This window comes from Leptospira andrefontaineae (genome assembly GCF_004770105.1).
In the GTDB taxonomy this organism is placed as follows: domain Bacteria; phylum Spirochaetota; class Leptospiria; order Leptospirales; family Leptospiraceae; genus Leptospira_B; species Leptospira_B andrefontaineae.
The window spans coordinates 155,627-178,537 of sequence record NZ_RQEY01000019.1; the positions used below are offsets into that span (position 1 = coordinate 155,627).

Consider the following 22,911-nt stretch of genomic DNA (forward strand, 5'->3'; position numbering starts at 1 on the left):
TCTTTTCCTTGCTGAAAATATAGAGACTTACATCCTTTCCGAAACCGGAAGGCGCACTTGAAGTCTAAAATTTTAAATCCCGTTCTAATCCTCTTCATTCTATCCATAGTTTCCGCAATATCGATATTCATTTTCGTGATGACTTATTCTTCTCCCACAGAGAGAAGCCAAGCATCCGCTACGAATACGGAAATAATAGGACTGATCTGGTTAGTAATTACTGTATTAGTTTTATATAATGCAGGACTAGCTTTCTTTCGAAATTTATTCTTAGAAAAATTTTCAGAAGCGCAAGAAGGTTTCGGAAGTGCTAAAGCTTTACTTTTCAGCATTGCGAGCCTGGCCTTATTTCTGCTCGGCTCCAAGCTTGGAAGTTTTTTTAAGGCAGATATAGGTACTCCGGAACTTCTAATGGCTGTTCCTATAATCTTTGTTGCAAGCTGGGAAAACTATCTGATCAGAAAGATTGGTATAAAATTCAGATCTATTTATCTTATCTCTACCGCAGCATTTCAAATTGTAGTTTATATAAGTTTTATGCTCTCTTTTCTAACGTTGGCAAGTTTGGACGGATTTGACTGAAACCTGGTCGGACTGTATTTTAGAACGGATCGTTAAAAACGATTTTTGAAAAAAATCGGATCCCGTCGGATCTAAAGACTTTTTCCCGTCTTAAATTAAATGCCGACCATTCTGGATTTCGTTCATAGCGTCTTCACCCGGGTATATCCCAAAGATTCCCTCATCTTCAAAGAAGGAGAAGAATCCGACGGAAACATGTATTTCCTTTTCCAAGGGCATTTAAAGGTCAGCAAGAATCGTCCGGAAGCCGGAGACAAATCCATCAAAGAAGTGTTTCCTGGAGAATTTTTCGGAGAGATCGCTTTGATTTCCGGAAGAGCCAGAGCAATGTCGGTCCAAGTTCTTTCTCCTTCTGCTAAAGTGGGAGTCCTGAACAAGGGTGTCTTCGAAAAACTAGAAAAAACAAGTCCTCAATTCCTTCTCTTACTTCTTAAAAACACTTTCGAAAAATTGAATAGAGCAGAAATGAAATTGGAAGCTCTTTATACAGAGATCCATAAAAAAGAAGAAGAGTCCAAACCGACTGGAGAACCCGTTGCAGAAAATGGAACAGCAGTCTCAGAAACTCCCGAAACAACAGACTCTGAAACGATTCAAGAAGAAGTTCCAGCAGCAGTAAACAAGGAATCATAAAATGGGAATTAATATTTTAGAATTCATTAATAACGTATCCGTTAAAACCTATCTTGCCGGAGAAGATGTTTTTAAAGAGAAAGATCCTTCTAACGGAATGATGTATTTCGTATTTACGGGCGCTCTTGAGATCAGAAAGTCTTATGACGGAGAAGAGAGAGTGATCCGAAATTTGGAACCTGGAGCTTTTTTCGGAGAGATCGCATTAATTAATAATGTGCCTCGAGCAGCAACTGCAAGAGTAATCACCGAAAAGGCAAAGATTGGTATCTTGGATCAGGAAATGTTCTATAGGATCGGACAAACAAATCCTAAATTTTTTTCGATCCTTCTCAATACTACGATCCATAGATTAGTTTCTGTAGAAGATGAAATCTCAAAATTAAGTTCAGGACAACCTATCCATCCGATCCGTAGCAAGGATTAAATTCCGATCAGGCAACCTTCTTCTTTTTAGAAACCTCAGGAGAAGGAGTATCCGAAAAATATCTACTTAATAAAAACGTAAATAAGTAACACTTTGAAACTCCGTGTTTCCTTGCATAGTTTCCCAATAGATTCCAATCTTCCAGATCGGGCCTGAAATTCAGACGATTCCATTCCTTCCGCCTACCTTCTTCCTTTTTTTGATACATCATCAATGCGGAGTCAGGGTTCAACTTCTCTTGGAATTGTAGATCCGGACCGTATAGTTCTAACAAATCCTTCAGACATGTTGCTCCCGGTCTGGATCCATTCCAGTTTTTCAGATAATTTTTATACAACTTATCAGGTAGGATCAGGGTGCAGACCGGCATAGATTCCCTGGGAGATTTTGCCTTCCAAGATTTACTTTTGATCGGTTTGGGGTTTAATATTAGTTTCAACTTCATACTCGTCCCGGTCCCAGTCAGTACTCGATGCTCACGTTTTTTAGGAATAAATTCAGAAAAATGTTTCCGTGATTCGACTTTCCGGCCTGAATCAAATCTAATAAGAAAGGAGGAATGGAATGTCGGAGCAAAAAGATCTGGAATACGCAATTTTAGGTGGAGGATGTTTTTGGTGCGTCGAAGCTATCTACCAGTTAGTGGATGGTGTTGAGTCTATTGTCTCCGGTTATGCCGGTGGGCATGATCCTGCGCCAAATTATAAATCAATTTGTACCGGGCTTACCGGGCATGCAGAAGTGATCCGAGTTGGATTCGATCCAAACAAAATCTCTTACAAAAACATTTTAGAAATTTTTTGGGAAGCACACGATCCTACTACAAGGAACAAACAAGGCAATGACGAAGGCCCTCAGTACAGAAGTATTATCCTGTACGAAAACCAAACTCAAAAGGAAATTGCGGAAGCTTCCAGATCAGATGCCGGACCTAAGTTTGCTTCTCCTATTGTGACAGAGATTGTAGCCTTAGAAAAGTTTTTCCCTGCAGAGAATTATCACCAAAATTATTTCAGGCTAAATCCAGCACAGCCCTACTGTCATTACGTGATCCGTCCTAAGATAGAAAAATTCCTGAAAAAGAAAACTCACTGAGGCAAAGTCACTAAGAACGCAGTACCTTTGGGGGAAGTTTCGAATCCGATAGATCCTCCGTGGTTTTCCACGATACGTTTTACTATATCTAATCCAAGTCCGGAACCTTCTCCAGGAGCTTTGGTCGTGAAGAATGGTTCGAAAATTCTCTCTTGGATTGTTTCCGGTATGCCAGGTCCGTTATCCGAAATCCGAACACAAATATGATCTTTTCCTCCTCCAGAACCTACATTTATTTTTAGTATCCCTTTGAAACCCATCGCTTGCGCTGCATTATAGATGAGATTGGTCCATACATGTAACAAATCATCCGAATATCCTGGAACGACCGGAATTCCAGCATCGTATTCTTTGATGATCTCTATTCCGGACTTTAATTGGTTTTGGTAGATAGTAAGAACTGTATCTATACTTTCTCTAATATCTACGGGAGCTTTTGGCCCTCCATTACTGAAATGGGAGAAGTTCTTTAACGCGTATACGATCTTAGAAGTCCTGTCTACGGACATATCAACCAATTTAGAACTTCTACTTGCTTGGATCTCATCCAATGCATATTGAATGACTTGTTGGATCTTTTCTCCGATGAATAATTTCGGGAAATCTTCTAATGCAGCTTCTAATCCCGCTTCTACCAAACCTTCCGCTATATTTCTAGCTTCTGAAATTCCAAATTCCTTCAATCTGGCTTCTAAAATTTTAGTTTTAGCCCTTACTTCTTTAGGAGGAATGATTTCTTGGTAAGCTCTTCCCTTCTTTAATAAGGTTTGGAATTCAATCTTCGCTTCGTTACCCAGATTTTCTAAGACGGAAGCCGCTTCTTGCATTCTATCTAATACACGATCAAAATGGTTTTTTACAGATTCATTGGCAGCTCGGATCACTCCGATCGGATTATTGATCTCATGTGCGATCCCGGCAACCAACTGTCCGAGTGAGGCCATCTTTTCGGAAAGTATCAATTGATTTTGGGTTTTTTGAAGATACTCAAGTGTGGATTCTAATTCTGCTTTTTGTTTTGCGATCAATTCATTCTGAGAAGAGATCTCGTTATTCAAGACTCTCAATTCTGCCGCTTCTTTTTTAGAAGAAACATCTTTTACCATATTGATCATTCGTTTTTCTCCATCGATCACAGTGAATCGTGTTGAAAATTCTACTTGGATATAACTTCCATCTTTGGCTCTAAATGTTACTTCTTCATTGTATAAAAATCCGTCTTTCTTGATCTTTTCTTTGAAATACTCCCTTTCTTCAGAAGTTAACCAAATTCCAAGCTCCACACTAGTACGTCCGATCGCTTCTTCTCTCGTAAAACCGAGTAATTCTGTAAAACCATCATTGATATCAACATATCTTCCATCTTCATAATTAGAAATAGAAGTAGCATACGGACTTAATTTGAATACTTTGGAAAATAATTCCTGGCTGGCCTTGATCTCTTCACCCGCGATATGTTTTTCGGTAATATCTTGGCCGGTTCCATAACCCATTATGGAATCCTTATATTTACCTTTGGCCAAAATATATCTGGTTTTCCCATCATCCCCCTTGGCTCTAAAAATAAATTCGGTAGAGTAAGAAGGATCATTAAAATGTTTTGCTCCTTCTATAAGGGCAGATACTATCCTTTCCTTATCATCTCCTTCTACGTATTTTGCTATAAACTGATCCATTAGCATTGTTATGGATCCTTTAGCGGTTTTATCTCCAAGCATGATACGATATTCTTTAGTTAAGGTTACTTCCTTAGTCTCTAAATTCAAAGTAACCCCACCTAACTTGGCGTGGATCTGTGCTCTAGATAATTCTTCTCGTATTTTAGATAATCCTGATAGACCGAATTTCATCAGGATCCAGGACATAAAAAAGCCTACTGAATTTCCTATAAATGCAGACCATTCTCCTGTAGGAAAATTTGGAGCCGGTATCATCCCTCTAGATTTTAAATAAATACTTAAGAGTCCTGTGCAGAAGGAAAGAAGTGCATAGAATAATGCTCCACCTTGTCCTAAGACTAAAGAAGCTAGCACTATAATGATCATAAACTGGGAAAACGATGTGGCGTAAACTCCACCTTCTCTCATAGACACGATACAAAGTGCCAACCATTGCAGGAAGATCATGATATTTGCGCCCAGTTTAACCCTTCCCGATTTAGCGAGAAGATGGCAAATGATCACTGCAGTTGGAATAATATAGAAAGAATAATATACGTTCTTAGGTTTTTCAGAAATGAGAGGATGAATGATCCTATATAAGACCGCAACAGTGAAGGTGACATACATCAGACCATAAAGAAGTTTGATTGAAACGTCTTTTTCAGGGTCGGCGGATAATGGAGGATAAATTGATCTTTTAAGACGTTGCAGAATCATACCTAATGCCGTGGACATTCAAATAAGAATTTCTTACGCGAGATTGAAAAGCGGGATTTAAAAATCCGAATAAAATTCAAGGGTGCGAGAACATTTCGTTAATCCGAAATATCTAAATTTTTAACCGATTTATCTCTTATGTATCGGTTTCTAAAGGAACCTTTTTTTAACCTGACTAACAGATCAGGTTAAAAAAATTTTGCAAACCAGAACCTAGGGTGTAAATGAGAACCATGAACTTCCTGAAAATTTTATTCCCTTCTCCTTTTAAGATCCACAGGCTCGTGGAAGTTCTAAGTATCTTCTTATTCTTAGTTTTTTCCGGACTATGTCTGTATGAGTTCGGAATATTATCTAGGTCAGCTTTCCAGGATTCTCCCTGGATTTTCTTATCCGGACTTGCAGCTCTCTTATTCTTAGCTTATATTACTGCCGACTTTCTTTCCGGCTTTGTTCATTTTTTAGGGGATAGTTTCGGAAACGAATTCACTCCTTATATAGGACCCGCTTTTATTTTTCCCTTTAGAGATCATCATGTGGATCCAAAAGGTATCACCCGACATGATTTCGTGGAGACTAACGGGAATAATTGTCTAGTGTCCCTTCCCATTCTTCTCTATTGTTTTTTCGCTCCGTTGGAGAGTGGGATTTTTCCTTGGGCCAGAACATTTTGGATACTTGTTCTGATCGGGATCTTCTTCACTAATCAGATCCATAAATGGGCCCACCAGGACAAGCCGAACAAACTCATTCAATATATGCAGAAAAAGCGTTGGATACTTTCTCCAGAGCATCATAAAATACATCATACGGCTCCGTACGATACATATTTTTGTATCACTACAGGTTGGTGGAATCCGCTACTTCATAAGATCCGATTCTTTCCAATTGTGAAGAAGTCAGTGGACTCCTTTCTAAGTTTTCTGCGTATCAGTTAGTACGAACATCGTTCTTTACTTCAAATTTAGTTTTGAATTTTCCTTGATTCCATTTCGGCAAAGAGGAGGATCGCGGGTATGCTTCGTTTTCTTTTCGCATTCTTCGTATGCGTTCCGCTAATCGTTTCTTGTTCGGCGAATATCGCGCTAAAGGGAGAGATCCTTCATCCTAAAACCTCTGATGGTTGGGACATCACTCTCGAACATTTCCCTCCTCTGCAAGGAACCGCTAATAAAAAATATCCTGTGATACTTTGTCACGGATTCATAGCGAATCGGATCTATCTTAAGATCAATGAAAAGTCATCCATAGTAGCACATCTTCAAAAAGAAGGTTACGATGTTTGGCTTTTAGAGTTAAGAGGAAAACAAGAAGCAGGATCTCCTTCCTTATTCTGGGGAGATAAAACTTTTGATTATTCCATCGATGATTACATAAAACAAGATGCGGATGCAGCTATCCAATATGTCCTCAAAGCTACTGGCAAAGAAAAGGTAAACTGGATCGGTCATAGTATGGGAGGAATGCTCCAATACGCAAGACTTGGAAGTTTAGGAGAGAACAGAGTGGCGAACTTCGTAGCGATCGGTTCTCCTGCAATCATGGATCCTCCATCGGATGCTTTAAAATTATGGTCCAGCTTTACATGGGCATTAAATTTATGGCCTGCAGTTCCTACAGAAACTTGGTCCGGAGTCAGAGGTGGAACAGGACTCCCAATCTTTCCTAAAAGAAGTTTCGAAGAAGTATTCTGGCATGCACCGAATATAGAACCTAAAATTGTGTCCGGGGTCTTTACTGACTCCATCGCAACAGTTTCCAAGAGAGAGGCAAGGCAGATGGATAAGATCGTAGAGACAGGACAATTCCGTTCGGAAGATGGTAAACTTATCTATACACAAGGTTTCGGAAATATTAAGATCCCTGTTCTATTAGTCGCGGGCAGAAGGGACAAATTAGGATTCACATATTCTCTCAGATATGTTTATGACCAGTTAGGTTCCACTGATAAAACCTTATTCGTACTTTCTAAAGGAAAAGGTTTTTCAGAAGACTATGGCCATACTGACCTAGTTGTAGGGAAGAAGGCGGATGATGAAGTGTTTCCAACAATCATCCATTGGCTAAACAAAAGAAATTAATTTCGGATCATAAAATGAAATTCAAAAATAAAATCATATTCTTCTTATTTTCCATTTTTCTGTTTTTCTCCTGCACTAGATATGCGGTAATCACGGAAGAAGCTTTCAAAAATCAAACTGCAAATATAGCATCTAACGTTTATCTTACTAACTTTTTAAAACATAGTTCCGACTATCCGCCTATTCTGCTTCTGGACCCAATTCTTATTAATAAAAAGTCTTTGTATCTGGGAGATTATAACGGACTGATCGGAGTATTAAGCGGAAATGGATTCTCTGTTTTCCTTTTACATTTTGAAGTTTATCCTGGACTAGATCTGAAAGAAGTGGGAGAAAAGCTGATCCCTCAAGCTGTATCTCAGGTCCAAGGTTTAAGCAATCGTAAAGATTATATTTTAGGTGGGGTCTCAGTAGGAGGCCAGGCGATCCTTCATTATATCCGATCCAAAAAAGATCCTGCAATTTCTAAGGTTTTCTTTCTGGGAACCGGAATGGATTATAAGTACAACGACAGTTTCATAGATGATATGAAAAAAGAGAAACGATTCGGAACAGACCTATCCAATTCTTGCAAGAATAAGGATAGTTTCTGTTCCAGATTTATTTCTTTAGACGAAGATAACCCAACTACATTATATCTTTACCAAACATTATGGAATTATCTTCCTTCATTGGAAGAAAATCCGAAAGTTTGGGCAGACTTCGAGTTAATGGATTTTCCGACTCTATTTGTTGCAGGTAAGTTAGACAATATCGCAACTTCTGAATCTATTCACCCGGTTTATCGCAGAAAAAGAGGATTCACTCAATTCTTCGAAGCAGGACGAGACAATGGTGGAAAAATAGATTACGATCATCTTTCTTTATTCGCACACGAGTCCGCTCCTTCGGATATTTATCAGAAGATAGCAGATTGGTTAGCTAAGAAGAAGGGAGAGTAATACAAGAACCTGCTTCGAAAATGCAATGTTGGAGTTCCTATAAACCCAAAGGATTCTCAAATTCTTTTTTAGGTTTTACTGGAGAGCAAAGTTTACGGATACGATTCCATTCTTTGCTCGAAATTCCTAATTTTCCTTTAGGATACGTAGGGTGAGAGATGATATTCTTTACGTATTCTATCCTATCTTCAGTTGCAGGATGAGAACTTAAAAAATCCGGTATTTTGACTGCACTTTCATTGGCAGCTTCTTCACCTTCTCCTTCTTTAGGAACCTCGTATTCTTCCTGGATCCTTTTAAAGAAAGTTAGAAATCCTTCTCCAGTTAGATTCGATTTTTTTAATTTTTCCAAAGCAACCTCATCAGCTTCTGATTCGTATTCTCTGGAAAATTTTTGGTCGTAGATCGTAACACTTAAGACCTCGTAAAGAGAGTCCATGTTTTCCAACATGTCCACCCCTTCGAATCCGGAACCAATACCTAAAGATAATAATACAACATTCCCTGCGGAACGGATCTGCCTGCGAACCCCATGCCTTTTATGAATATGGGCCATCTCATGTGCCAATACTCCTGCAAGCTCCTCCGGAGTTTCGGTTTTCTTCAATAACTCTGTAAAGACTACTATCGTTCCACCAGGCATTGCGAACGCATTAAACACCTCGTCATCGATCACGATAATATCGTAATCAAATGGATCATCAGTATCCTTCAGTTTTTTACCGATCTTCTTCATTGTAGACTTTAAAGCAGGAGAAGAACATTCAGAAAAATAATCACGAACCCATCCCGACATTACTTCGGATTGTTTTTTATCGTAACTGGTCGGGACGAAAAAATAAGCATAAGAAAGTCCTAGATTATAAACTGAAAAAGCTAGGAATGCAGTCAATGCCAAGGCCCCAAGTTTAAGAGCAAAATGAGTATTCTGCCATAAATCTAAAATTGGGAATTTATTTTGGGACTTTCGGCCCTCAAGGACAGAACTATAACTTTCCTTTGAGTAGAATACCACGACAAAACTATACGTAGGATTTTCCGGATTCCGGATCTCTAATCTGAATTCTCGACCTACTGGATCTAAATTTAGAATATCAGAATATTGAAAACTAAAGGACTTCTGCTCCGAAAGAAAGACTATTCTGTCTTTCTCCGGAACAAGATCCCCTTCAAAAGGAATAGCGGTTTTTCCATCGTATAGTTTATCTTTCATGTGTATATATTGGACTATAATTAATCGAATATATCCGCCAGAGCTTCTAAAGAACTTTCGAATCCTTCTGCCAATGCGGAAGCTCCTTTGTCATATTCAGGCTGGATCTGGCTCAAATCCGGTTCTACTTCCAACGAAATAGCTTCGTAGAATAATTTGTACCAGATTACTGCAATCCAAGGAAATGCTAAACCAAGGGAGAACAAGATAGCCAAATAGGAAAGAATTGTATAAACAAGTATATCTTCTCCCTTCAAATTGGATTTGAATCTGATCCCGTTTACAGTTGTTTGATTCCAAAAATAGTTATAAACATTTGCCTGCCACCAAGAAGCATAAAAACCTAATGTAGGTAAAAGTAGAAGGAAACCTTTCAGATGGATCCAGAATAAAGAGCCTCCTGTTCCATCAAATTTAAATCCTGCATTTCCGTAATATGTATTCTCTATCTGAAATCTTTTCAGTCGGATCGTGAACCAAGGAGAATAAAATCCAAAAGTGATGATCGTAAGCGGGAGTCCTACTAAGAAAATTTTAACAAGTTCCAGAACTCTTCCCGCAAAATGGAATCGGATATTATTATAGGAAGTCCTACTCAAATGGAATCTTAATCTTCCTACGAAGATAAAAGGTCCCAATATGTATAAGAGAAGAAAGATCGGAATTAAGTTGGAAAGAGGTTCAAGTTCTGCGCTAAAGACCCACCACTGTAAAGGGAACTTAATCGCACAGAATAAGATAATCGCGATCGGAGCCGCTTTTAAAAATCCTAAAAATCTTTCCAGACCGGTAGCGTGGAAATCAAATCTTTGTCCTAAAAAAATGGTATGTTGTCTTAGATATCTTTCTACTCTTACTCTTGCCCAAAAAGAATAAATGCCTAAGGTACTGATTGTAGCTAAAGCATTAAAAAGATATAATTTAAGAAGGTCCCATCCGGCCCCGTCAAACTTGGCGCGAGTCGTTGAATTTTCCATTCGATTCTCCTGAAAGAATTCCCTATTCGAAGATTAGGCAGTTATACCGATTACAAATAGAGGGTCAGATTAGATCCGAGTTTTCCCGTCTGCAAGAAACAAATTTACAACAGACTTCTTTTTACTTCGGAATCGGATCTATTTATACTATCCCGGACGTTTCCAATCCAGTCGGTCCAAGACCTTTTTTATATCCTCCCAGACATCTCTTTTTAAGGGGCTGTTTTCTCCACCGTTACGGATTACGTAGCTGGGGTGATAAGTAGGCATAACCGGTATCCCATGAAAGTCTCCCCAATGCCCTCTGAGTTTGGTGATCCCTTCTTTTGTTCTCAAAATAAATCTAGTAGAAGGATTTCCTAGGGTAATGATCACCTTAGGTTGTATAATTGAAATTTGTCTGAGCAAAAAAGGAGAACATGCGATTACTTCATCGTCTTCCGGCGGTCTGTCTTTTTCGAATTTTAGATCTACGGTGGGTCGACACTTAGTTACGTTCGCGATATAAACACTATCTCTTGGAACTCCCATCCCTCTTTCTATAATTCTAGTTAATAATTCTCCTGCTTTTCCTACGAATGGCCTGCCCGTCAGGTCCTCTTGTTTGCCCGGACCTTCTCCTATGAACATAACTTCTGCGTTGGGATTTCCTTCTCCGAAAACGGTTTGGGTCCGAGTTGTACTTAATTTACATCGAACGCAAGGGGCCACTTCTCTTGCGATGATCTCCAACTCTTGTTCTTTCGAAGTTTCACTCATACCTGCTCTTATCGATAAAGAGAACCCGTTATCCTGCAACCAATTTCTAAAAAAGTGACTGGAAGAATTTCGACATGTTCATTATTTTAGATCCATGCACGGGCATCATCATCACTCTCACGATGATCATCATGGACACTCTCATTCCCATTCCGGAGATCCACACGCATCTTCTCTGCCCGAGAATTCTCGCGCATTCTTATTCGCATTTCTATTAAACTTTGGATTTGCAGGGATAGAATTTGTAGGCGGATATTTTTTCGATAGCTTGGCTATTCTTTCCGATTCACTGCATGATTTAGGAGACAGTGGTTTCTTAGCTCTTGCTTGGATCTTCCAGAAGATAGCAGCAAAACCAAGAACCCAAACCTTCACATTCGGTTTCAGAAGACTTAGTCTTTCTGCTGCATTAGTAAATTCTTTTGTTCTATTTTTAGGATCTTTCGGGATCTTATTCTTTGCCGTTTCTAAATTAAAAGAACCAGGTTCTCCTAATGGTTGGGGAATGTTAGGACTTTCCGTATTAGGTGTGATCGTGAACGGAGCCGCATTATTCAAATTAAAAAATAGTTCCGGCCTAAATGCAAAGACTGCATTTCTTCATCTTCTGGAGGATGTGCTAGGATGGGTTGCGGTATTCTTCGGTAGTATTGCTTTGATCGTATTCGGTTGGTCTTGGGTTGATCCGGTCTTATCAATTGTTATCTCTCTTTGGGTCGGGATCCAATCCTTCCGTAATTTGAGAAAGATACTTCTATTACATCTTCAGTCTTCTCCGGAAGGAATCGATACGAAAGAATTAGAAAATCGTATCTTGAAATTGAAAGGAGTTCGTTCCGTTCATGATCTTCATCTTTGGTCTATGGATGGGGATTATCATGTTTTAACTCTTCATGTAGGCGTTCAGGAAACTTCTATCGCCGGGGCTCAAAAGTTAAAAGAGAAGATCCGCAATATCACCAAAGAATTTCATATCCCGCATGCAACTGTGGAAGTAGAACCCGCAGGCGCAGAATGCCCTTACCAAGAATGTTGATATGACTATTCTCTATTTTCTTTTTGGTCACACCAAGCCGCTAAGGTGAGAAGAGCTTTTTAGGAAATTATTAAAACCCGGAACAAATATCTTCTCTACTTAGCGCCTTCGCGTGATATAACGCGGAAGGGATACGCAGGGCTTGTCCTGAAGGGATGAGCGCAAGCGAACCCGAAGTAGCCCGGTCCGAGCAAAGCGAGGAGCCGCCCCTTTTTTACTTGTTGGATCTACTTTGGCCTAATGGAACTCCAACGACATTTTATCTATTAGCTTCTTTTTAAGGAGACATAATCCGCTTTATCCTAAACCCAATGTAATAACGTTTCGAAGGATGTTCCGATCTTTCTTTCATCAGAAGATCCTACCTGAGCAAGCTACTTGACACTGGGGAAACAGCCCGGATTTTGGTTGGTATGAACCAAAAAACAGCTAAACTTCTCAAAAAATACGCGGAAGCAAAAGGTATTAACGAGAAACAAATCAAACGTGAGTGGCTGGTATTAAACGAATTTCAGAAGGACCAGAAAAAACAGGAAATCCTGAAAGAACTGGTTAAAAAGTAATCGCTACTGATCTTTCATAAGACCGACTTCACAAAGTCGGTCCGCGTGTTTCAAGACCGGTACTCCGAAACCGGACTTTCATTTTTCAGAATCAACCATTCGTCCAACATCTAAATGGAAGAAATAGAACTTACCAAAGAATTTCGTTTCGATGCCGCTCACTTCTTACCGAACGTTCCGGAAGGTCATAAGTGTAGAAGAATGCATGGTCATAGCTTTCGATTCAAATTACATCTGAAAGGTAAGGTGGACGAAAAGACCGGTTGGTTGATGGACTTCGCAGAAGTCAGTAAAGTTGTTAAACCTTTACTCGAAAACTATCTAGATCATTACCTTCTAAACGAAATAGAAGGTCTAGAAAATCCGACTAGCGAGAATATTAGCATCTGGTTGTGGAAAAAACTTAAACCTCAACTTTCTCTTTTATACAAGATCACTTTAAACGAAACCTGTACTAGTGCATGCGTTTATAACGGACCTTCTGAGAAATAAAAAATGAGTTCTTCTTCCAAGTCGAACGGTGTTCGAGCGAAATCTCATTCTAAAAATCCGAAAGCAATCGTTCTTTTCTCCGGTGGTTTAGATTCTACTACTTGTTTATACCAGGCCATCCAGGACGGTTATTCTCCTATTGCTCTTTCCTTCGATTATAATCAAAAACACAAACAAGAACTGAAATCTGCCAAAAAGATCACAAAACTTTTGGAAGTACCACATCTAATCCAAAAATTGAATCCTGAATTTTTCCAAGGTTCTTCTCTTACTGAAAAGAAGATCAAGGTGCCTAAAAATTCTTTGGGTCATTCTGAGATCCCGAACACTTATGTTCCTGGAAGGAATATTTTGTTTTTATCTTTCGGAGTTTCTTTGGCAGAAGGAATCGGTGCCCAAAGACTCTATATTGGTGTGAATGCTTTGGATTATTCCGGTTATCCGGATTGCAGACCTGAATTTATAAAAGCGTATTCAGACGCGATCCGTATTGGGACTAAAACCGGATCGGAAGGTCATCCTCTCGAGATCTGTACACCTTTGCAGTTCTTAGATAAAAAAGAGATCGTGTTATTGGGTTCTAAACTTGGTGTTCCGTTTTCTATGACTCATTCTTGCTATGATCCCGTCGGAGGCAAACCCTGCGGAAAATGCGACTCCTGCTTGCTTCGAAAAAAGGGTTTTCAGGAAGCAGGCGTCCCGGAAAAGTGAACGAACAGATTTTAAGGCATCGGTTTTGAGGAATTTTCCCCTGCCGCCGTCCATAGGAAGCTAATATGGAACAGTTCGTAAGCTACCTGACGATATTTTTAATCGCAGTGTTCGTAGGAATCGAGGTCATCAACCGTATTCCACCTCTATTACATACCCCACTTATGTCAGGCTCTAACGCCATTTCGGGGATTACAGTCATCGGAGCGATCTTAACTCTTCATACTACAAATCATTGGATTATTCAAGTATTAGGATTTATCGCAATCGTTGCAGCAACCGTCAACGTGATCGGAGGGTTCGTAGTAACTCACCGTATGTTGGGAATGTTCAAGAAAAAGGATTAAACCATAAATGGAAAAAGCGTATATCAACCTCATTTATCTAGTTTCAAGTATCCTTTTTATCATTGGATTAAAGTTACTTTCTCATCCTAAAACTGCGGTAAGAGGAAACTTTACCGGAGCATTAGGTATGTTCCTCGCTATTGTAGGAGTATTCTTCGAATACGGAACTATCACTCAAAACGATATCATCATTATCGGTGCAGCACTTTTAGTCGGAACCGGAATCGGAACTTTTATCGCTCTTAAAGTAGAAATGACCGGAATGCCTCAGCTTGTGGCGCTTCTGAACGGACTCGGAGGACTTGCTTCCTTCTTAGTTGGTGGAAACTCCTTAATGGAAATCCTACAACCAGGTCATGACACTAAACAACTTGCAGATCTTCAGTTTACAATCTCCACTGCAGCAACCGGTATTATCGGAGCTGTGACTCTTACAGGAAGTTTGATCGCTTTCGGAAAACTGCAAGGTTTGATCTCTGAAAAAGCGGTTCGTTACTTCGGAGACCAGATCGTAAAAGTTTTATTTTTGATCGGCGCACTTTACTTAGGTTACTTGAATGTAACTGAACCTACTAAGGTTGAGTGGTACTGGTACATCGTACTTGTAGCTTCTATCCTTGGAGTTCTGTTAGTAATTCCAATCGGTGGAGCAGACATGCCGGTGGTAATCGCTCTTCTTAACTCTTATTCAGGACTTGCAGCTTCTGCAACTGGATTCGTTTTGGGAAACAATGTTCTTATTATCTCTGGATCACTTGTTGGAGCTTCCGGTATCCTTCTTACCCAGATTATGTGTAAGGCGATGAACCGCTCTCTTCCAAACGTTCTTTTCGGAGGAATTGGAGCAGCTACTTCTTCCGCTGATTCCGGCGATATCTATACAGGAAAAACAAAAGCAACTTCCGCAGAAGAAGTGGCGATGTTACTTGATATGGCACAAAGAGTGGTTATCGTTCCTGGTTACGGAATGGCAGTTGCACAAGCTCAACACGCAGTTCGCGAACTTTACAACCAACTTACAGATAAGAATATCGAAGTTGAATTCGCGATCCACCCTGTTGCAGGAAGGATGCCTGGTCACATGAACGTTCTATTAGCAGAAGCTGATATTCCTTACGATAAAATGAAGGAAATGGACGAGATCAATCCTACTTTCAACACTGTAGACGTAGTGATCATCAACGGTGCAAACGACGTGGTGAACCCTTTGGCAAAAACAGATCCAGGTTCTCCAATCGCAGGAATGCCGATCCTAGATGTGGACAAAGCAAAAACCATTATCGTGATCAAACGTTCCTTGAGCCCGGGATTTGCAGGAGTTCCTAACCCGCTCTTCATCCAAGAAAACTGCTTAATGTATTTCCAAGATGGTAAAAAAGCCACCCAAGAAATCGTGACTGCACTCAAGGATACCTGATAAGAATTTTCCGAAAATTAACGGAAATGATTCTTGCAAAAGGGAGGCTTTAAGCCTCCCTTTTTTATTGTAGTAAGTCCCAAAACTTAGGCAAGAGGCACCCCATTGGCAGAAAAAAAGGATTATAGCCACGAAGTAAAACTTCATAGATATGGATTTGTTCGTTATTTATTGATCATAATAGGGACCATATCCTTAATTCTGGGAATTATCGGGATCTTCACGCCGGTTTTGCCCACCACTCCATTCTTACTTCTAACCGCGGCTTGTTATGCAAGAGCTTCTCAAAAGTTCTATAACTGGCTGATGAATAATAAATATTTCGGAAGTTTTATCAGAGACTGGAGAATTCACAAAGCCATCCCTCTTAAAGCAAAGATTATTTCTGTTTCTACGATAGTGATCACAATGACGATCAGTGCGATATTTGCGCCTCTTCTTCCTGTTCGGATCGGAATGGCGGTGATAGGTATATGCGTAATTTATTATATTCTTCGCTTTCCGACTAAAAAGGAAGAAGTAACGGAATAATTAATTATAGGGAGAGCGAGAAGGAAGCATATGATACACCTTCGGATCGTTCTCTCGAAGCAGTTCCGCAGTATCCAAAGCCTCTTGGATCTTTAATTTCTTTTCAGGCTCTTCTAACATCCAAGAAGCTACAAAAGATTCAAGCCTTCTGTAATCCTTAATATACACTAAAGATCTGAGGTAGTTGACCCTATCTTCTTCCGAAAGGATCTTAGAGCCGGAAATGATCGAATATATGTTTGCAGATGCCCTGTAATTAGAAGTATGAAAATAAGCGTGAGCTAAAAATCTTTTTTCGTTAAATGGAAGATCAGGGAACTGATTATATAGTTTGATCGCTTTACGGAAATTTTTATCTATATCCATCGCGAGTCTTGCATAGATATATGCAAATTCCCTATGAATAAAACCTTCTTTCGCGAATTCCTTACACTGAGCCAAAGCATCCGCTTTATTTCCTAAAAGAAAATTCACTTTTAGTAAGATCAGTTTTAAGTTTCTATAATTAGGTTTGAGTTCTATTCCCTTCTCGGCTTCCGCTTTTGCTTTTAGATATTGCCCTGTTTCGAAATAAGCCAGAGCCATATTCAATCTGTAAAAAGGATTATAATTCGCGAGCTCCACTGCCTTTTGAAAATAGGAAACGGAAGATTCCCATTTACTTCTTCTGACAAAGATCATTCCGAGCAAATAATAAGATGGATCGTGACTTGGATTGATCTCCACAGCTTTCAAGAGTGCTTTTTTGGATTGTGGATATCTTCCTATCACGTACAAATATGCACCGTTAAGATAATGATATTCCAAACAATCGGGATCCAACTTTTTCAAACGTTCTATATTAGCTTGGGCACGAGCTAGGGCATTGGATCTTAATAGATTGATTGTCTCCGTATTCAAAGCCAAGATCTGGTATTTTCTTCTAGAAACTTCACTTTGGTCTGTAGGTTGAGGAGGAAGAGGCAATTCCCCTTCAGGAGAAGGGGCAATTATAGATTGGTTTTCGTCGGAAGTTTCGGTTTCCTTAGATCCTAGGCCGACTCCAAATAGAAGTATTGAACCTAGGAGTAATGCAGAAAGTTTCTTCCGACAAATAATCATTCGGGAGCAGGACCTAATTTTTTATAAATTTCGGTATTATTCAGATCCGGATTCGAAAGTTCCAGAGTTTCTTTATTCGCTTTCTTCACGATATAACGAATGTCGAATCCTAGATTCAAAAACCTAAATATAAGCTCAGGTTCTCTTGATTTGGTTTCTTTTTCGTAAAACTCATATTCAATTCTACGTTGGTTTTCTGGATCTTCCGGATTTTCGTAGATAGCAAGTCCAGGTCTGAAGATGGAAAGTTTAGGAGCCTTGCCCGGCTCTGAATTTTTACACTGTCCGTCTGCTGTACAAACGGAAGTTCTTTCCCATATACCTAAAATTCTCTCCTGTAGTGGAGGTTGACAGCCTATGAGTAAGGATAAGACCGCTAGGGAAAAAAGAATTTTTTTCATGGAAGCCAAGCTATACCGCGTAGTAAGGATGTCCAGGGAATTCCCGAAGCCCTTAAACCTATAAGAGCTGGCATATTGTGAGAGCAGAGCTTGTTACTTAGATTCGTTGAAAATATTCGTCGATCTTGAGCACTTCGAAAGTTTTCATTAAATCAGGATGTATCTCTCTTATATCGATCGCTATCCCTTCTAACTTTGCATTTTTGCAAAACCAAACCAGTGAACTGATGGAAATGGAATTCATCACCGGAATTTTGCCAAGGTCCAGGACGATTTTAGCCGGTTTTTTGGCGATCGCGTCCATTAACTGGTTTCGAAATGCGTAATAGTCGTTAAAAAGGGCAGTCAGCTCCGGCTGGATCTCGATAATCTCCGAATTTTCACCCATTTTCGATTTGAGTCCTTTTTTGGCCTTTTCTGAGAAATTTTCGGCCAGATCTCTTTTTTTATCTTTGGGAATTTTGAAATTCAACCGAAATTTTAAATGGGAGAGCTTTATGTTCCAAAAAACACATTTCATGAAGACTCAGGACTTATTAGAGAAGGGAATGAACGCCGCCTCTATGAAAAGAAAAGTCCTCGCAGACAATATCGCAAATGCCGATGTTCCCCATTTTAAAAGAAGCGAAGTACTTTTTGAATCCATGATCAAAAGAGCATTGGAATCGGAAAAGATAGAAGCTTCTAAAGCGATCCCTACTAGGATCGAAGACGAACGTCATATTTCCTTTTTTACTCCATTAGATTATAAATCTGTAAAGCCTAAGGCAAACATAGATTATCTGACCACTGTTAGAGCCGATGGAAATAACGTAGATCCTGAGAAAGAAGTTATGGAAGCTTCCAATTCTCAAATGCAATACATGATGATGGTCGAAAGAATGAATGCGAACTTCCGTGATTTGAAGAACGTAATGAGGTTGGCTTAATCTCGATAGAGACATAGCTAAGATTTAGAGGAAGAAGATGGGACTATTTAGCGCAGTTAATATCTCCGCCACCGGACTTTCAGCACAAAGACTCCGTATGGATGTGATCGGGAACAATATCGCGAATGCAACCACTACTAGAAATACGAATGGAGATGGTCCTTTCCGCAGGGATAGAGTGATCCTGACTCCTGTAAATCTTAGAACCAAATGGAAAAGTCCAGTTTATCCTTTTGGTCTTTCTCCTGGAGAAGGTAAAGGTGTGAAAGTAATGAAAATCGAAAAGGATATGAGTCCTTTAAGATTAACTTATGATCCTACCCACCCTGATGCGATCCAGATCGGACCTAAAAAAGGCTATGTAGAAATGCCTAACGTAAATATAGTCACCGAAATGACGGACATGATCTCGGCCTCCAGATCGTACGAGGCAAACGTCCAGATGATTAACGGATCCAAGGCAATGTTCAACAAAGCCTTAGAGATCGGAAGGGCTTAATAGGAGAGAAGAATGAACGTAGATTTTAATTCCAAACTTTGGTACAATTATAACTCGGGATATTCCGATTCTCGTTTTCCTCTTTCTCCTAAAGGTGACAAGGTTTCCGTAAAGATAGATGACCAACGCCATTATGGAGATGTGAAAGAGCCAGTGGCTCCAGACTATGTTGCTGAAAGTTTTTCAGAAGCAATGAGAAACGCGTTCAAATCTGTAAACGACCTACAGGTAGAAGCAGACGAACTCACTCAAAAAATGGTATATGATCCAAACAGTGTAGATGCTCACGAAGTAATGGTAGCTTCTGAAAAAGCAAGAGTGGCGCTTACATTCACTAAAACTCTCGCAGATGGAGTTGTAAGAGCTTATAGAGATCTTACTTCCATGAGATAATTTTTATCATTCGAATTTCGATTCGACTAATCTATTCCAAAAATACAATAAGACTATGCCTGAGTTATTGGGATGGTTTTTAGACGGGATGATCCTCTTCGGAGGATTTCTTTCGTTTTTACTTGCAATCGGTGAATTTCCTTCCGACAAGAAACATAAATTCCAAGTTTTACTTTCTCTTACTCTAGTCTCCTTAGGATTTATGCAACTTTCCGGTGCTTTGGTTTTAAATCCAAATGCTGGTCAGGATCTAAACCTAAAACTTTGGAATCTTCCTCTTTTATATCTTCCACCTGCTTTTGCTTTTTTATCTCTTCTAGCTTTTTTGGAAGAAGACTTCAGATATAAGTCGGTCCATACTCTCTTCTTCCTTCCATTCTTACTTTGTTTGGGAGTTATTCTATTTTTCAGATTAGGGGACTATGCCAGATCTTCTGCTTCGAGCAATATCTATTGGAATATTTTAGATCCGATTTCTGGAACAGGGATACTTTACTTAGGTGCAGGGATTTTTTCTTTGAGCTTCGTTTTTCCGATCTTCAAGATACTTCCCAAAATCTCTGAACTGAAATTTAAGATCTTATTCGGTATATTTGCTTTAGATTGTTTGATTGTTTCTATTTTCGGAATGATTGGACTGATATTCAATCCTATCTTTTTGAAACTTGCACTTTTAACCGTGACCCTTGCAGTCTCGCTCGTGTATTATATCCGAAGGAAATATTTCGATTTTCCGGAAACTATCAGATCCGATCTGGCAAAAGCAAAATATTCTAGGACCAGATTAGAAGGTATGGAAATCGATCCTATATTAGAAAAATTAAACTTTCTATTCGAATCCGAAAAGATCCATCGTAGAGAAGATCTGTCCTTAGCGGAACTTGCCAAAGAATTATCGCTAACTACTCATCAATTTTCGGAACTAATCAATAATAGGATAGGAAAAGGGTATTTTTCTCTGATCAACCATCATAGAGTAGAAGATGCAAAACAACTTTTGTCTGAAACGGATAAAACAGTTTTGGAAATCGCAATGACAGTCGGTTTTAATAATCGTTCTTCATTTAATGAAGCCTTTTTGAAACTTACTCAAAAAACTCCGATTTCCTATCGAAAAATGTGTAAACCTTTATAACGCCGGACGACCGGTTCAGAAAAACGGTGTATCTTCTTCTCATCCCAAACGAGAGGACAAAGATGCAAACTCATTCACTTTCAGATCAAACTGGTTCACTTATAGGATGGATCACTAAAATTTTTCTGGCTTTAAACTTGGCGGTATATGCCGGATTTACTATAGCCTTCCTTCTATTTCCGATTCCTTTAGCGAATTCAATCGGGTATACGATCCATTCGAGTGCAGCGCTTGCTGACTTCAGAGCAATGTATTCCGGTTTATGTTTCGGGGTTGGGCTTATAGTATATTACGGTTTAGTAAAGCCGGAATTTAAAACCCAGGCCATTCTTCTTTCCATAGCAAGTGCAGCAGGGTTATTTGTAGCAAGACTATACACACTGTTCTTGGACGGACCGGGAAACGAGTACATCTACTTGAGCATGGCGACTGAAATTGTTTCCGTATTCTTGGGAGCTTGGCTTTTAAGAAAAAATTGAGGCCGACGAAACTTCTTCGGAAATAAAAAAGGCGGGTCAAAGCCCGCCTTCTCTTCTTAACTATCAGAAAATCTTAAGGTTTGATCTTCTTGATCAATTTCAGATCCGCTTTGCTGAACACTGCGATTTCAGTTTTTCCGGAACCTTCTTCCTTACCGGTAACGTAAATTTTTTCGCCGAAGAAAGTTACGTTTGAATTCGGGCTTATCTCTTCTTCAGTTCCAGCAATTTTCTTTAAACCTTTGTCGTAACGGCTTAAATAATATTTTCCGTTTCTTTCTTCAAAGGCATAGATCTCTTCTCCTTTGATGATCATTGGAGTTCGCCAGAATACCGAATCAGCTGACCAAACCGCAGGTTTTAATGTTTCCTGATCGATCAGTATAAGTTTGTGAGCAGCAGAGTGATCGGATTCGTAACCAACGACCAGTGCTTTTCCATCCACTACTTCGAATGTGCGTCCGCAGATCTTATTAAATTCACCTTTGAAGATCGTATCATCTTGGGCTGGATCTAATGCATGAAGTTCGTTACTATAATGTCCGTCTGAAGTGTATTTTAAAGTTTTGAGGAATAGAATTTTTCCACCGACAACGTTCTTGTCGAATTCTTCTTTTTTCTTCTGTTCTTCTTTAACTGTTTCTAACTCTTTCTTAGTTTCCTTCAGCTCTTGTTTGATCTCTTCCTTGGACTTATTATCGTCGGACTTAGCTTCGGATTTTTTAGAATCTCCGGAAGAAGAACTTTTGGAATCGGAAGAGGATGAGGAAGATTTAGAATCCGATTTACGAGATTCTTCTTTTTTTGCGATCTCTTTCTCTTTATCTTTTAATTGTTGCTCTTCCTTTTTGGCCTTTTGTTGTTCTTGTTGGGCCTGTTTACGTTCTTCTTGTTTTTGAGTGATCTTTTGTTTGTTCTTAACAGGATCTTTGTTCAGTTCCTGGATCTCTCTTTCTGCATTCCTTTCTTTGCTGGAAGCATCTTCTTGTTTTTTTCTATTCTCTTCCTGTTTGTCTTTGAGTTTACGTTTTTCTTCTTCCGCCTTCTCATTTTGAAGGTCGTTCATTTTTTTCTTATCGTCTTGGCCTTCTTTCTTTTTATCCAAGTCTCTATTGACTTCTTTCTCAAGCTCGTCGGTATCCAGATCCTTTCCATCATCGGAAAGAATATTGGTTACGATAGGAATAATGATCTGAGTTTTTCCTGGCCATTCCGTATAACGTCTACCGATACCGATCTTATCGTTTTGCGAGTTCTTCACAACTTCGGTATTATATTTACGTTTAACATAATCTGCGCCCTTACGATGGATCGCATTATAATAAAGTATATAAGTTGCTAATGTATCCGAGTTCGCTTCTGAATATCCGAAGTTTGCCTTCACATATCCAGAAAGGATCCTTTGAATGGAGTTAATATGTCCGTAATCCGCATCTTTACCGATGCTGATCAGATCTGCTCCAAATTTTTTTTCTTTCTCATCAGGAAGAATGCGGATCGCAGTGATCCCATCGGCAGAAGCTGCTGATTTAGGATCCTTCTTTAATGCATCGGATAATCCAGCTCCTGTTCTTGCATTACTTCCTTTTGTCTCTTCGTCAGCTCTTGCAGCGGATCTATTGACGAAGTTCACTTTTCCGGAAGAACGAACTTCCTTTTCTCCAAGTTTAGGCCCCTCTTGGGCGAAGATCGGAAAGCTAAAACTTCCTAGGAAGATTAGAAATACGGCCAGTCGAATCCGTGACATTATGGAACTCCTTTGAAAAACGAACCCCCCAAACTTGGGAGAGA

28 protein-coding genes are annotated in these 22,911 nt (G+C 39.5%); 19 read left to right on the top strand and 9 right to left on the bottom strand.

Annotation, left to right across the window (positions count from 1 at the left end):
- The first annotated feature begins 57 nt into the window (after window positions 1-57).
- The 3 genes from EHO65_RS14815 to EHO65_RS14825 all read left to right on the top strand — a co-directional run bounded on the left by EHO65_RS14815 (window position 58) and on the right by EHO65_RS14825 (window position 1,642).
- On the top strand, window positions 58-582 hold the full coding sequence (locus tag EHO65_RS14815) for a hypothetical protein (protein ID WP_135775354.1): 525 nt from the start codon (window positions 58-60) through the stop codon (window positions 580-582).
- A 99-nt stretch (window positions 583-681) separates the two neighbouring features.
- On the top strand, window positions 682-1,215 hold the full coding sequence (locus EHO65_RS14820) for a Crp/Fnr family transcriptional regulator (protein WP_135775355.1): 534 nt from the start codon (window positions 682-684) through the stop codon (window positions 1,213-1,215).
- Between the two features lies 1 nt (window position 1,216).
- On the top strand, window positions 1,217-1,642 hold the full coding sequence (locus EHO65_RS14825) for a cyclic nucleotide-binding domain-containing protein (protein ID WP_135775356.1): 426 nt from the start codon (window positions 1,217-1,219) through the stop codon (window positions 1,640-1,642).
- Window positions 1,643-1,649: 7 nt separating this feature from the next.
- Here EHO65_RS14825 and EHO65_RS14830 read toward each other — a convergent pair whose 3' ends face one another.
- Window positions 1,650-2,087: a DUF1564 family protein gene (locus EHO65_RS14830; protein ID WP_135775357.1), complete on the bottom strand. Its 438-nt coding sequence runs from the start codon at window positions 2,085-2,087 to the stop codon at window positions 1,650-1,652.
- Between the two features lie 119 nt (window positions 2,088-2,206).
- Between EHO65_RS14830 and msrA the strand changes: the two genes are divergently transcribed.
- Complete coding sequence (gene msrA / locus EHO65_RS14835) at window positions 2,207-2,737, top strand: peptide-methionine (S)-S-oxide reductase MsrA (protein ID WP_135775358.1); 531 nt, start codon at window positions 2,207-2,209, stop codon at window positions 2,735-2,737.
- Here the strand turns inward: msrA and EHO65_RS14840 are convergent.
- Entirely contained in the window at window positions 2,731-5,115 is a 2,385-nt protein-coding gene (locus EHO65_RS14840) for a sensor histidine kinase (RefSeq protein WP_135775691.1), read from the bottom strand. The two genes, msrA and EHO65_RS14840, sit on opposite strands and share 7 nt — an antisense overlap.
- Before the next feature lie 233 nt (window positions 5,116-5,348).
- On the opposite strand from EHO65_RS14840, the gene EHO65_RS14845 reads away from it, so the two are divergent.
- The 3 genes from EHO65_RS14845 (at window position 5,349) to EHO65_RS14855 (ending at window position 8,137) form a co-directional block, all read left to right on the top strand.
- Window positions 5,349-6,053 carry a fatty acid desaturase CarF family protein gene (locus tag EHO65_RS14845; RefSeq protein WP_208744102.1) on the top strand — a complete coding sequence of 235 codons (705 nt, stop codon included), beginning with the start codon at window positions 5,349-5,351 and terminating at the stop codon, window positions 6,051-6,053.
- Between the two features lie 78 nt (window positions 6,054-6,131).
- On the top strand, window positions 6,132-7,196 hold the full coding sequence (locus tag EHO65_RS14850) for an alpha/beta fold hydrolase (RefSeq protein WP_135775360.1): 1,065 nt from the start codon (window positions 6,132-6,134) through the stop codon (window positions 7,194-7,196).
- A gap of 14 nt (window positions 7,197-7,210) precedes the next feature.
- Window positions 7,211-8,137, top strand: coding sequence for an alpha/beta hydrolase (locus EHO65_RS14855; protein ID WP_135775361.1), 927 nt, complete (start codon window positions 7,211-7,213; stop codon window positions 8,135-8,137).
- Window positions 8,138-8,174: 37 nt separating this feature from the next.
- On the opposite strand, the gene EHO65_RS14860 is transcribed toward EHO65_RS14855, so the two are convergent.
- From EHO65_RS14860 to EHO65_RS14870, 3 genes are all read right to left on the bottom strand, one after another.
- Entirely contained in the window at window positions 8,175-9,350 is a 1,176-nt protein-coding gene (locus EHO65_RS14860) for a M48 family metallopeptidase (RefSeq protein WP_135775362.1), read from the bottom strand.
- A gap of 20 nt (window positions 9,351-9,370) precedes the next feature.
- Window positions 9,371-10,327, bottom strand: a complete 957-nt coding sequence (locus tag EHO65_RS14865) for a YjgN family protein (protein ID WP_135775363.1) — start codon at window positions 10,325-10,327, stop codon at window positions 9,371-9,373.
- A gap of 147 nt (window positions 10,328-10,474) precedes the next feature.
- The gene (locus EHO65_RS14870; protein WP_135775364.1) at window positions 10,475-11,086 is read right to left on the bottom strand and encodes a uracil-DNA glycosylase; all 612 of its coding nucleotides are present in this window, start codon (window positions 11,084-11,086) and stop codon (window positions 10,475-10,477) included.
- A gap of 94 nt (window positions 11,087-11,180) precedes the next feature.
- On the opposite strand from EHO65_RS14870, the gene EHO65_RS14875 reads away from it, so the two are divergent.
- The 7 genes from EHO65_RS14875 to EHO65_RS14900 all read left to right on the top strand — a co-directional run bounded on the left by EHO65_RS14875 (window position 11,181) and on the right by EHO65_RS14900 (window position 16,183).
- Window positions 11,181-12,122 (top strand): cation diffusion facilitator family transporter, encoded by a 942-nt coding sequence (locus tag EHO65_RS14875; RefSeq protein ID WP_135775365.1) that lies wholly within the window; start codon window positions 11,181-11,183, stop codon window positions 12,120-12,122.
- A gap of 413 nt (window positions 12,123-12,535) precedes the next feature.
- Window positions 12,536-12,685 carry a hypothetical protein gene (locus tag EHO65_RS19940; RefSeq protein WP_008594055.1) on the top strand — a complete coding sequence of 50 codons (150 nt, stop codon included), beginning with the start codon at window positions 12,536-12,538 and terminating at the stop codon, window positions 12,683-12,685.
- Between the two features lie 114 nt (window positions 12,686-12,799).
- A complete protein-coding gene (queD, locus tag EHO65_RS14880) occupies window positions 12,800-13,177 on the top strand; it encodes a 6-carboxytetrahydropterin synthase QueD (protein ID WP_086447840.1) in 378 nt (125 codons plus the stop codon).
- A gap of 3 nt (window positions 13,178-13,180) precedes the next feature.
- Window positions 13,181-13,888, top strand: coding sequence for a 7-cyano-7-deazaguanine synthase QueC (gene queC, locus EHO65_RS14885; RefSeq protein WP_135775366.1), 708 nt, complete (start codon window positions 13,181-13,183; stop codon window positions 13,886-13,888).
- A 65-nt stretch (window positions 13,889-13,953) separates the two neighbouring features.
- A complete protein-coding gene (locus EHO65_RS14890; RefSeq protein WP_008594681.1) occupies window positions 13,954-14,235 on the top strand; it encodes an NAD(P) transhydrogenase subunit alpha part 2 in 282 nt (93 codons plus the stop codon).
- 7 nt (window positions 14,236-14,242) lie between these two features.
- Window positions 14,243-15,652 (top strand): NAD(P)(+) transhydrogenase (Re/Si-specific) subunit beta, encoded by a 1,410-nt coding sequence (locus EHO65_RS14895; protein WP_135775367.1) that lies wholly within the window; start codon window positions 14,243-14,245, stop codon window positions 15,650-15,652.
- A 105-nt stretch (window positions 15,653-15,757) separates the two neighbouring features.
- Window positions 15,758-16,183, top strand: a complete 426-nt coding sequence (locus EHO65_RS14900; protein ID WP_135775368.1) for a YbaN family protein — start codon at window positions 15,758-15,760, stop codon at window positions 16,181-16,183.
- Here EHO65_RS14900 and EHO65_RS14905 read toward each other — a convergent pair whose 3' ends face one another.
- From EHO65_RS14905 to EHO65_RS14915, 3 genes are all read right to left on the bottom strand, one after another.
- Window positions 16,184-17,284, bottom strand: coding sequence for a tetratricopeptide repeat protein (locus EHO65_RS14905; protein ID WP_135775369.1), 1,101 nt, complete (start codon window positions 17,282-17,284; stop codon window positions 16,184-16,186).
- Entirely contained in the window at window positions 17,281-17,685 is a 405-nt protein-coding gene (locus tag EHO65_RS14910; RefSeq protein WP_244243545.1) for an LIC10301 family lipoprotein, read from the bottom strand. The genes EHO65_RS14905 and EHO65_RS14910 overlap by 4 nt, the downstream gene beginning before the upstream one ends.
- Before the next feature lie 97 nt (window positions 17,686-17,782).
- A complete protein-coding gene (locus EHO65_RS14915; protein WP_167482040.1) occupies window positions 17,783-18,073 on the bottom strand; it encodes an STAS domain-containing protein in 291 nt (96 codons plus the stop codon).
- 109 nt (window positions 18,074-18,182) lie between these two features.
- Here EHO65_RS14915 and flgB point away from each other — a divergent pair, with 109 nt between their 5' ends.
- From flgB to EHO65_RS14940, 5 genes are all read left to right on the top strand, one after another.
- Window positions 18,183-18,614, top strand: coding sequence for a flagellar basal body rod protein FlgB (gene flgB / locus EHO65_RS14920; protein ID WP_086447833.1), 432 nt, complete (start codon window positions 18,183-18,185; stop codon window positions 18,612-18,614).
- Between the two features lie 37 nt (window positions 18,615-18,651).
- Window positions 18,652-19,113 carry a flagellar basal body rod protein FlgC gene (gene flgC, locus EHO65_RS14925; protein ID WP_008594730.1) on the top strand — a complete coding sequence of 154 codons (462 nt, stop codon included), beginning with the start codon at window positions 18,652-18,654 and terminating at the stop codon, window positions 19,111-19,113.
- 12 nt (window positions 19,114-19,125) lie between these two features.
- Window positions 19,126-19,506, top strand: a complete 381-nt coding sequence (fliE, locus tag EHO65_RS14930; protein WP_086447832.1) for a flagellar hook-basal body complex protein FliE — start codon at window positions 19,126-19,128, stop codon at window positions 19,504-19,506.
- Window positions 19,507-19,561: 55 nt separating this feature from the next.
- Window positions 19,562-20,641 (top strand): helix-turn-helix domain-containing protein, encoded by a 1,080-nt coding sequence (locus tag EHO65_RS14935; protein ID WP_135775372.1) that lies wholly within the window; start codon window positions 19,562-19,564, stop codon window positions 20,639-20,641.
- 62 nt (window positions 20,642-20,703) lie between these two features.
- A complete protein-coding gene (locus EHO65_RS14940) occupies window positions 20,704-21,120 on the top strand; it encodes a DUF4345 family protein (RefSeq protein ID WP_208744104.1) in 417 nt (138 codons plus the stop codon).
- A 73-nt stretch (window positions 21,121-21,193) separates the two neighbouring features.
- On the opposite strand, the gene EHO65_RS14945 is transcribed toward EHO65_RS14940, so the two are convergent.
- Entirely contained in the window at window positions 21,194-22,867 is a 1,674-nt protein-coding gene (locus EHO65_RS14945) for a P83/100 family protein (RefSeq protein WP_135775374.1), read from the bottom strand.
- Window positions 22,868-22,911 lie beyond the last annotated feature (44 nt).